This is a genomic window from Micromonospora sp. URMC 105 (genome assembly GCF_051386295.1).
Lineage (GTDB): Bacteria > Actinomycetota > Actinomycetes > Mycobacteriales > Micromonosporaceae > Micromonospora.
Window position 1 is genome coordinate 40435 of the sequence record NZ_JBPQTL010000039.1, and the last position, 9232, is coordinate 49666.

Here is a 9232-nt window from a genome sequence, read left to right on the forward strand (position 1 = left end):
GTGGCCTCAGCGCGCTGAGGCCACTCTCTCTCTGCAACCGGGGGTCAGAAGGCGCAGGCGATAACCAGTTCCGGGGTGCGGTCGGGGAGCAGGTCCAGCTTGGTGATGCGGCCGGCGGCTCGGACGTCGTCGGCGATCACCGTGAGCTGCTCCAGCAGGGCGGCGGGGCCGAGCGCCTCGGCCAGCGGCACCTCCGCCTTCATGGAGAGCTTCCGCTCCGACTTGGCCCGGCGCACCTGGCCGAGCGCGTCCGAGGCCAGCCGCAGCAGCTGCGGGTCGGCCGGGCCCTGGACCGCCCGCCCCACCTCGTAGGTGGTCGGCCAGGTGGCCCGGTGCACCGAGCCGTACCGCCACCAGGACCAGACCTCCTCGGTCACGTACGGCAGGACCGGCGCGAAGAGCCGCAGCTGCACCGAGAGCGCGGTGGCCAGGGCCGCCCGCGCCGACTCGGCCCCCGGCCCGGAGCCGTAGGCGCGCTCCTTCACCAACTCGATGTAGTCGTCGCAGAACCGCCAGAAGAACGCCTCGGTGGCCTGCAACGCCGCCGTGTGGTCGTACGAGTCGAAGGCGGTCGTCGCGGTGGCGACCACGCCGGAGAGCTCGGTGAGCATGGCCGTGTCCAGCGGCGCGGTCGCCGGGGCGCGCAACGCGTCCGCGGCGCCCAGCCCCAGGGCGAAGCGGGAGGCGTTGAGCAGCTTGGTGGCGAGCCGCCGCCCCACCTTGATCTGCGCCGGGTCGAAGGCCAGGTCCATGCCGGGCTTGCCGTTGGCCGCCCAGTACCGCACCGCGTCGGAGCCGTGCTGCTCCAGCAGCCCCATCGGGGTGACCACGTTCCCCTTGGACTTGGACATCTTCTTCCGGTCCGGGTCGAGGATCCAGCCGGAGAGCACCGCGTCCCGCCAGGGCAGCACGCCGTGCTCCAGGTGGGCGCGGACCACCGAGGCGAAGAGCCAGGTCCGGATGATCTCCTGCCCCTGCGGGCGCAGGTCCATCGGGAAGACCCGGGCGAACAGGTCCGGGTCGGTCTCCCACCCGCCGACGATCTGCGGGGTCAGCGAGGAGGTGGCCCAGGTGTCCAGCACGTCCGGGTCGCCGACGAAGCCACCCGGCAGGCCGCGCTGCGACTCGTCGAAACCGGGCGCCGGATCGCTGGACGGATCGACCGGCAGTATCGCCTCGTCCGGTGTGAGAGGGTGGGACCAGTCCGGCTCGCCAGCGTCGTCGAGCCGGTACCACACCGGCACCGGCACGCCGAAGAAGCGCTGCCGGCTGACCAGCCAGTCACCGGTCAGCCCGCCCACCCAGTGGTCGTACCGGTGCTTCATGTGCTCCGGCACCCAGCGCAGCTCACCGCCCCGGGCCAGCAGCGCCTCCCGCAGGCCGGCGTCCCGGCCGCCGTTGCGCAGGTACCACTGCCGGGTCGAGACGATCTCCAGTGGCCGGTCGCCACGCTCGTAGAACTTCACCGGGTGGGTGATCTCGCGCGGCTCGCCGACCAGGTCGCCGGCGTCGGCGAGCATGCCGACCAGCGTCCGCCGGGCGCCGTTGACCCTCTGCCCGGCCAGGGCCGCGTACGGCTCGGCCGGCACCCCGGCCGGCGGTTCGGGCAGCAGCCGGCCGTCGCGGCCGATCACCACCCGGGTGTCCAGTTGCAGCTCCCGCCACCAGGTCACGTCCGTCAGGTCGCCGAAGGTGCAGACCATCGCGATGCCGGTGCCCTTGGCCGGGTCCGCCAGCGGGTGCGCGCGCACCGGCACCTCGACGGCGAAGACCGGGGTACGCACCAGCGTGCCCACCAGGTCCGCGTACCGCTCGTCGTCGGGGTGGCAGACCAGCGCCACGCAGGCCGGCAGCAGCTCCGGCCGGGTGGTGTCGATCAGCACCTCGCGCCCGCCCGGAGCGGTGAAGCGCAGCCGGTGGTACGCCCCGGGCCGCTCCCGGTCCTCCAGCTCCGCCTGCGCCACCGCGGTGGCGAAGCCGACGTCCCAGAGCGTCGGCGCCTCCGCCTGGTACGCCTCGCCCCGGGCCAGGTTCCGCAGGAAGGCGCGCTGGCTGGTCGCCCGCGCCACCCGCCCGATCGTCGTGTACGTCAGGGACCAGTCCACCGAGAGGCCGAGCCGCCGCCACAGCGCCTCGAAGACCTGCTCGTCGGCGGCGGTCAGCCGCTCGCACAGCGCCACGAAGTTGCGCCGGTCGATCGGGGTCGGGTCCTTGCGCCGCTCCTCGCTCACCGGGGTCGCCGGCGGTTGCCAGTGCAGGTCGTACGGCAGCGACGGGTCGCAGCGCACCCCGTACACGTTCTGCACCCGGCGCTCGGTGGGCAGGCCGTTGTCGTCCCACCCCATCGGGTAGAAGACCGTCCGGCCGCGCATCCGCTGGAACCGGGCCACCAGGTCGGTGTGCGTGTACGAGAAGACGTGCCCCATGTGCAGCTCGCCCGATACGGTCGGCGGCGGGGTGTCGATCGCGTACACGTCCGACCGCTTCTTCGAGCGGTCGAACGCGTACGTGCCCTCCTCCTGCCAGTGGCGCGCCCAGGTCTCCTCGAGCCCGTCCAGGGTCGGACGCTCGGGGACGCCGGTGCGGGCCGTCCTCGCCGTATCAGTCATCCGTCGATCGTAGGCAGCCCGTGTCGGCCTGCCCACGGCTTATCCGCGGGTGTCGCCTAACGGTTCGTGGAGCCGATCGGGGTGAGCAGCGGGCCACGGGTGGCGACCTGCATGCCGAGGCCGGTACGGGAGTTCACCCGGTCCAGGATGGTGGAGACCGGGGTGTAGTAGTTCTCCTCGTCCGGGTTGGTGCAGGCACCCTGACCGGGGTCGCCGTCGTGCAGGATGCCGAGCGCCCGGCCGTCGGACTCGGTGAAGAGCGGGCCGCCGCTGTCACCGGGACGGGCGCAGACCCGCACGTTGATGCGGCCGTCGGTCTTGCTGCTGACCGTGCCGCAGCGGGTGCCGGGAACGTAACCGGCGCCCGCCCCCGAGTCGACGTAGACCTCGCCCGCCTTCGGCGTGTACGCCGAGCCGGTCGCGCAGACGACCCAACCGACCTGCACTGCGCTGTAGGGGGTGTGTCCGGTGATCTTCACGTCGCGGCTGCCCCTGGTGGCGCAGGCCGGGGCCGGGTTGCCCGTCACGCACCAGTAGTTGACCAGGCTGGCCTGGTCGCCGCCGCTGCGCCGCGGGTACGCCCACCGGCCGATCGCGCCGTCCTGGTACGGGATCACCGCGTAGTCGTACGGCGTGTCGGCAACGTTCTCGGCCAGCACCGGGCTGGTGGACTCGACGCCCACCGGCACCTTCGGGCCGAGGAACTGGTGCCAGGTCCGGTCGAGCTTCTGATGCCGCCCGCCGACCACGCAGTGCCCGGCGGTCAGCACGTAGTACCGCCCGGACTTCGCTCGCAGGTTGAACCCGCTGGTGCAGCCGCCGACCGTGCCGTCGTCCCGGGGCACGTCCAGCCGGATGCCGCCGCGCATCGGAACCTGGGCGCAGTAGCGCGGGTCGCATGCCTTCTCGATGGAGGGCGGGAGCTGCCGGGCCCGGGCCGGCACCCCGGCGGCCTCGATCGCACCGGCCAGCCGGGCGTCGTCCGCCGCGATCGCGTGCCCGGTGAGGACCAGGATCTCGTTGGCCTGCTCGTCGACCACCACGTCGGTGCCGGCGGTCGCCCCGAGCGCGCCGGCCACCCGGGCCGCCGCCTCGGTGAGCCCGCGCAGCGAGTGGCGGACCGGGACGACCTTGACGTGGGCGGCGTCCGGTACCCCGGCGACCGCCCTGGCGACCGGGGCCGGGTCGGTGGCCGCGACGGTCAGCACGCCGCCGCCGGCCTGGTCCAGCCACATGCCGGCGTACTCGTCCGGGAAGCGGGCCGCCAGCGTGGCCGCGAGCGGCGCGGAGAGCTCCTGGAGGGCGACCCGGCGGGCCGCCTCGTCCGGGGTGATCCGGTAGCGGTCGCTCAGGTAACTCACCGAGGCCGGGGCGTCCTTCGCCACCTCCTTGGCGGGCCGCGCCACGGCCTTGACCGGCCGGGCGTCCACGGTGGAGCCGCGCGCGCCGGCTCGGCTGCCGAGCCCGCTCTCCGCGCTGGGCGCCGCATCGGCCGAGGCGGCGTCCGCGGGGGCCGATCCGACCGCGCCCGCCGTCACGGCAGCCGGCGCCGGACCGGCGTCGCCCTGCCGCGCCAGCGCGGCCGTCCCCGCGCCCACCGTGCTGATGACCAACGCTGCCGCGACAACCACTCGTCGTCGGATTTGCACGCCGCAACCTCCCCGTGTGTTCGGCGGTGCCCGACCGGTCGGACGCCGCCCCGCGGGCGATGGTCCGGGACCGATCGACGAGCGGCAGTCTAGCGGGGCGCCCGGTGCACGCGGCGCCCCGTCGCGACCCGGGGCGGCGACCCGGCGGTGGCGGCGACCGGGGCGACCGGCGGCGCGGCGTCGGCCACGGCCCGCCTGGGTCGTCATCGACGCTGTGCGTCCGCTGCCGGCCGGACGCGCCGACGGGAGCGCGCCGGCCGCGCCGGTCAGACCAGCGACTCGCGCCACCGCCGGTGCAGGTCGGCGTACCGGCCGCCGTCGGCGGCGAGCTTGGCGGGCGGGCCGTCCTCCACCACCCGGCCGCCGTCGAGGACCAGCACCCGGTCGGCGGTCTCCACGGTGGAGAGCCGGTGCGCGATCACCAGCGCGGTGCGGTCCCGCAGCACGGTGGCGAGCGCCCGCTGCACCAGGCGCTCGGTCGGCACGTCCAGTGACGAGGTCGCCTCGTCGAGGATCAGCACCCGCGGGTCGGCCAGGAACGCCCGGGCGAACGCGACGAGCTGCCGCTGCCCGGCCGAGAGCCGGCCGCCGCGCCGGTGCACCTCGGTGGCGTACCCGTCGGGGAGCGCGGCGATGAAGTCGTGCGCGCCGATCGCCCGCGCGGCGGCCTCCACCGCCGCGTCGTCGGCGTCCGGGCGGCCGAACCGGACGTTCTCCGCCACCGTGCCGCTGAACAGGTGGTTCTCCTGGCTCACCAGCACGACCGCCCGGCGCAGCTCCGGGTCGGCCAGGTCGCGCAGGTCGACCCCGTCCAGCTCGACGGTGCCGCTGTCCGGGTCGTGGAACCGGGCCAGCAGCTTGGCGACGGTGGACTTGCCCGCGCCGGTCGGCCCGATCAACGCGACCGTCTGCCCGGCCGGTACGTGCAGGTCCAGCCCGACCAGGATCGGGGTGTCCGGCCGGTAGCCGAAGGAGACCGACCGGAACGCCACCGTCCCGCGCCCCGGCCCGGCCGGCAGCGGCACCGGCCGCGCCGGTTCCGGCACGTCGGGCCGCTCGTCGAGGACCCCGGCCAGCTTCTCCAGCGCCGCCGTCGCCGACTGCAACGAGTTGTAGAACTGGCTCAGCTCCTGCATCGGCTCGAAGAAGCGGCGCAGGTAGAGCAGGAAGGCGGCGAGCACGCCCACCTCGGTCGCGCCGTCGAGCACCCGCCAGCCGCCGTAGCCGAGCACCACCGCCACGGTGACGTTGCCGATCACCTTGATCCCCGGCGAGTACGTGGCGATCAGCCGGAACGCCCGCAGGTTCGCCCGCCGGTACCCGTCGTTGACCGCCTCGAAGATCTGCTGGTTGCGCGGCTCGCGGCGGTACGCCTGCACCGCGCGGATGCCGCGCAGCGACTCCACGAAGTGGACGATGACCAGCGCCACCGCCTCCCGGCTGCGCCGGTACGCGTCGGCCGAGGCACGGGCGAACCAGCGCGACAGCAGGTAGAGGAAGGGGAAGGCGAGCAGGGTCACCGCGGCCAGCGGCAGGTCCAGCCAGAGCAGGATGGCGGCCACGGAGAGCACCGACAGCGCGGCGGTGACCAAGCTGTCGACGCCCCCGTCCACCAGTTCGGCGATGGAGTCCAGGTCGCTGGTGAGCCGGGAGACCACCCGGCCGGAGGTGTAGCGCTCGTGGAAGCCGACCGACAGGCGCAGGAAGTGCCCGTACACCCGGCGGCGCAGCTCCCGCAGGACGGCCTGGCCGATCCGCGCGGAGAGGGTGAGGAAGCCGCGCCGGGCGGCGTACTCGGTCACGGCCGCGACGGCGAAGGCGCCGGCCACGGCGGCCAGCGGGCGGGCGTCGCCGGCCCGCAGCGGCGCGATGGCCCGGTCGATGCCGAGCATGACCAGGTACGGCCCGGACATGGCGGCGGCGTTCTGCGCGAGCAGCAGGGCCACGGCCAGGCCCAGCCGGCCCCGGTGCGGGCGCAGCAGCTCGCGCAGCAGCACCCGGCTGCGGACGCGCAGCCGGGCCACCGCCTCGGGTGCGGTGTCCTCGGCGCGACTGCGGTCGGCGTCCGGGTCGGTGGCCAGCCCCCGCCAGCGGGACTCCTCGGGTGGCTCCGCCCGCTGCCGGGGCACCCGGGGCGTCACGAGCGCACCAGGCCGGGCGCGGAGGACGGCTCGGCGGAGAGCACCGCCCGGTACGCCGGCACGGTGGCGAGCAGCTCGGAGTGCCGCCCCACGGCGGCGATCCGGCCCCCGTCCAGCAGCGCCACCCGGTCGGCCAGGGCGACGGTCGACGGGCGGTGCACCACCAGCAGCGCGGTGCTGTCCCGCAGCACCCGCTTCAGCGCCCCCTCGACCAGTGCCTCGGTGTGCACGTCGAGCGCGGAGAGCGGGTCGTCGAGCACGAGCAGCGCGGGGCGCCCGAGCACCGCCCGGGCCAGCGCCAGCCGCTGCCGTTGCCCGCCGGAGAGCGACAGCCCCTGCTCGCCGATCCGGGTGGCCAGGCCCCACGGCAGGTCGTACGCGAAGTCGGCCTGGGCCAGCGCCAGGGCGGCCCGGACCTCCTCCTCGTCGGCGTCCGGGTGGCCCAGGGTGAGGTTCTCCCAGACCGACATGGAGAAGAGCGTGGGCTCCTCGAAGGCCACCCCGACCAGCCGGCGCAGCGAGGCCAGCCGCAGGTCGCGCACGTCGTGCCCGTCCAGGGTGATCCGCCCGCCGGTCACCTCGTGCAGCCGGGGGACCAGGGAGAGCAGGGTGCTCTTGCCGCTGCCGGTCGCGCCGACCAGCGCCAGCGTCTCGCCCGGCTCGACGGTCAGCTCGATCTCGCGCAGCACCGGCTCCGGGTTGCCGGGGTAGCGGAACGAGACCCCCTCGAAGCGCAGCCGGCCGCGGACCGCCGCCGGGGCGAGCGTGACCGCGTGCGGGGCGTCCACGATCGAAGGCAAGGTGTCCAGCACCTCCTGGATCCGGTCGGCCGCGGTCGCCGCCTCCTGGGCGTTGGCGATGATCCAGCCCAGCGACTGCACCGGCCAGATCAGCATCAGTTGCAGGCTGACGAAGGCGACCAGCTCGCCGATGGTGAGCACGCCGCGGGCGGCGAGCGCCGCCCCGCAGACCAGCACCACCCCGAGGGTCAGGTTGGGGACCAGGTCGAACAGCGCGGAGGTGCGGGCCAGTAGCCGGGCCTTGTCCACGCCGGTGTCGTGCAGCGCCCGCGCCCGCGCGTCGAACCGGGCGGCCAGCTCCGGCCCCCGCCCGTACGCCCTCATGGTGCGCAGACCCTGCGCGGTCTCCTCGACCAGGGTGGCCACGTCACCCTGCTGGTCCTGCATCCGGCGCGACGCGGCGTGGTAGTGCCGGGCGAACCGCCGGCTGATCAGGAACAGCGGCACCGCGCTGGCCGCCACCAGCAGGCCCAGCGGGCCGTGCAACCTCAGCAGCAGCACCACCACCGCCAGGTAGGTGACCAGGTTGAGCACCAGGAAGAGCAGGCCGAAGGAGAGGAACCGGCGGATCACCGACAGGTCGCTGGTGACCCGGGACAGCAGCTGGCCGGACTGCCACCGGTCGTGGAAGCCGGCGGACAGCCGTTGCAGGTGGGCGTAGATGTCGGCGCGGATGGCCGCCTCCATGCCCACCGAGGAGGAGGACTGCGTCCACCGGCGGATGAAGATCAGCACCGCCTCGGCGAGCCCGAGCAGCAGGGCCAGGCCGCCGAGGCGGAGCAGTCCGGCCACGTCGTGCCGGGCGATCGGACCGTCGACGACCCGCTGCACCACCAGCGGCACCGCCAGGCCGGCCGCGGTGGCGGCCAGCGCCGCGAGCAGCAGCCAGCAGTACTCGCCCGCGTAGGGACGCAGGTAGCGGCGCAGTCGGCGGAGATTGTGCAGCGGGCGCGGTCGGGCGTGCACCCGGTGGGCCGGGTCGCCGTCGCGCTGCGCGGACACTACCCGACGGTAGCGTCAGCCGGCGCCCGCGCCGCTGTCAGCTTGCCGTCAACCGCCGCTCGTGACCGAGAAGCCAGTTCTTCACATCGAGGCCCCACCGGTAGCCGCCGAGGGAGCCGTCGGTGCGCAGCACCCGGTGGCAGGGGACGAAGAGGGCGGCGGCGTTGCGGGCGCAGGCGGCGGCGGCCGCCCGTACGGCGGCGGGCCGCCCGGCCAGCCCGGCGAACCCGGTGTACGTCACCGGTTCGCCCGGCTTCACCTCGCGCAGCACCTCCCAGGCGTGGGTCATGAACACACCCCCGCTGTGCTGCCGCACCGGCACCCCGTCGATGGCGGTCAGGTCACCGTCCAGGTAGGAGCGGACGGCGACGGTGACCGGGCCGAGGTCGGCGCGGTGCCGCAGCGTCCCGCGCAGGCTCGGGTGCATCAGCGGGAGCAGGTTCTCCGGGGCCGGGGTGAAGCCGGCCGCCCGGACGGCCCCGTCCGGGCCGGCGAGGACGCTCAGCGGGCCGACGGGGGTGTCGATGACGGTGCTGTCGATGGTCATGCTGCTCTCCAGAGTCGGATCACCGCGTACGAGCGCCAGGGGCGCCAGCGCTCGGCGTGGGTTTCGAGGGTCTTCGGGTCGGTGGGCAGGCCGAGGGCGGCGGCGCCCCGGCGTACCGCGAGGTCGGTGGGGAGCAGGACGTCCGGGTCGCCGAGGGCGCGCATGGCCACGTAGCCGGCCGTCCACGCCCCGATCCCCGGCAACGCGGTCAGCCGCCGCACGACCTCCTCCCGATCCCCACCCGGATCAAGATCGATCTCCCCCGCGGCCACGGCCCGCGCCAGCGCCCGCACCGTCTCCCGCCGCCCCACCGGCATCCCGAACCTCTCATCCCCCATCTCCGCAACCTCCTCGGCCCGCGGAAACCCCCGCAACCCCTCGGCCCGCGGAAACCCCCGCAACCCCTCGGGTTGATCATGAGGTTGACGGCAGTCATGGAGATCGGCATCGCCGTCAACTTCATGATCGACGGGGAGTTGGGGGG

General features: G+C 74.7%; 6 protein-coding genes. All 6 read right to left on the minus strand.

Translation table 11 applies throughout. From position 1 onward, the window contains the following. Positions 1–44: 44 nt before the first annotated feature. Positions 45–2609 carry a valine--tRNA ligase gene (valS, locus tag ACSNN7_RS15220; RefSeq protein WP_436681429.1) on the minus strand — a complete coding sequence of 855 codons (2565 nt, stop codon included), beginning with the start codon at positions 2607–2609 and terminating at the stop codon, positions 45–47. Between the two features lie 56 nt (positions 2610–2665). Further along, positions 2666–4207 (minus strand): trypsin-like serine protease, encoded by a 1542-nt coding sequence (locus tag ACSNN7_RS15225; protein WP_436681430.1) that lies wholly within the window; start codon positions 4205–4207, stop codon positions 2666–2668. Positions 4208–4524: 317 nt separating this feature from the next. Continuing rightward, positions 4525–6399 (minus strand): ABC transporter ATP-binding protein, encoded by a 1875-nt coding sequence (locus ACSNN7_RS15230; protein ID WP_436681431.1) that lies wholly within the window; start codon positions 6397–6399, stop codon positions 4525–4527. Further along, entirely contained in the window at positions 6396–8201 is a 1806-nt protein-coding gene (locus tag ACSNN7_RS15235) for an ABC transporter ATP-binding protein (RefSeq protein WP_436681433.1), read from the minus strand. The genes ACSNN7_RS15230 and ACSNN7_RS15235 overlap by 4 nt, the downstream gene beginning before the upstream one ends. A gap of 37 nt (positions 8202–8238) precedes the next feature. Beyond that, positions 8239–8748, minus strand: coding sequence for a methylated-DNA--[protein]-cysteine S-methyltransferase (locus tag ACSNN7_RS15240; RefSeq protein ID WP_436681434.1), 510 nt, complete (start codon positions 8746–8748; stop codon positions 8239–8241). Then, positions 8745–9232 (minus strand): DNA-3-methyladenine glycosylase family protein (locus tag ACSNN7_RS15245; RefSeq protein WP_436681435.1); only part of this gene is annotated, 488 nt, incomplete at its 5' end. The genes ACSNN7_RS15240 and ACSNN7_RS15245, both read right to left, overlap by 4 nt.

Coding starts and splice junctions, on each gene's coding strand:
- valS (WP_436681429.1), bottom strand. CDS start 2,609: ATGACTGATACGGCGAGGACGGCCCGCACCGGCGTCCCCGAGCGTCCG.
- ACSNN7_RS15240 (WP_436681434.1), bottom strand. CDS start 8,748: ATGACCATCGACAGCACCGTCATCGACACCCCCGTCGGCCCGCTGAGC.